A 1136-nucleotide genomic window follows, 5' to 3' on the forward strand; every position below is an offset into this window, starting at 1 on the left:
CGGATCGAAAACCATCGGGTGAACCGGCTTCTAACTAGTCGCTGTAGTACGCGGCCGATGGCCGCCGGACGCCTTTTTCATTGCGGCTTCGCCTTCATTACAAAGGCGCCGCTAAGCTGAGCGTTATGCCTGAAAACTAAACGGGTGCGCAGTCGATGATTGTTTTTGAGGTTTTACAATGAATCCACCGAGAGTGTTTGTTTCCTATTCTCATGACTCTGCTGATCATAAGAGATGGGTGTTAGATTTTGCCACTACTTTGCGGAACCGAGGCATTGATGCAATTCTAGATCAATGGGACTTGAAACCAGGAGACGATCTTCCGCATTTTATGGAGACACAGTTGGATTCCGCGCAATATGTGCTGATGATTTGCTCAAACCGTTATGTGGAGAAGGCTAATGCGGGCGAGGGTGGAGTTGGGTATGAGAAAATGATCTTGACCTCAAACCTGCTCTCAAAAATTGATAGCGCAAAAGTTATCCCCATTATTAGGCAGCCGGCTGGCACATACAACACTCCAACTTTTTTGCGCACGAAGTTATTTGTTAATTTTTCAAATGATGCTGAGCTTGAATTTAGCTTTGACGAATTATTGCGGCACTTGCTCGACGCCCCTCTGTTTGAAAAGCCTGAGATAGGCTCCAACCCGTTTAAGCCCATGGAGAACTCCGCTCCGGATAGGAGTTCTGACGGTATAAAGGAGGTCATGAAAGCTGTTGCGCGGTGCTATAACAAGACATCGGCTTCTTATATCAGTTTTCACAATCTACTCAGTGAGTTGAGCATGCACAGGATTACGTCAGACAAGTACTTATTGGAGGCTAGGCAAGCAGGCCTCCTGACTACAGTTCAGAACTATGCTTCTCGAATAAAGCTTACACCGATAGGGAGAGAGTACCTTTTCGAACATGATATTGTGGATAAATAAAGCATAACCAGTGCAGGCACGGCGACGCCCATTACATTGCGCCTTCGGCTCCATTCCATGGGCGCGCGTGCTGCAAGCGTTATGGCCTATATGAAAGCTAATCACGTTGTCATGTTGCTAGGATTCCTTGCGCCGAGTTTGGCATCGGCTCGGCCTTGGACCGGAGATTTCGATTTTCCGGTTGGAGCCTTTTTGTTTTTTGCAG

1 protein-coding gene is annotated in these 1136 nt (G+C 47.4%); it reads left to right on the forward strand.

Features of this window, described 5'->3' with window-relative positions; all coding sequences use genetic code 11:
- Nucleotides 1-178: 178 nt before the first annotated feature.
- The gene (locus FCS96_RS00200) at nucleotides 179-931 is read left to right on the forward strand and encodes a toll/interleukin-1 receptor domain-containing protein (RefSeq protein ID WP_138438247.1); all 753 of its coding nucleotides are present in this window, start codon (nucleotides 179-181) and stop codon (nucleotides 929-931) included.
- The last annotated feature ends 205 nt before the right edge of the window (nucleotides 932-1136 follow it).

Source organism: Marinobacter alexandrii, from assembly GCF_005871205.1.
GTDB lineage: Bacteria > Pseudomonadota > Gammaproteobacteria > Pseudomonadales > Oleiphilaceae > Marinobacter > Marinobacter alexandrii.

Bases quoted from the DNA above. Each gene is read 5' to 3' on its own strand.
- FCS96_RS00200 (WP_138438247.1), top strand. From the start codon at position 179: ATGAATCCACCGAGAGTGTTTGTTTCCTATTCTCATGACTCTGCTGAT.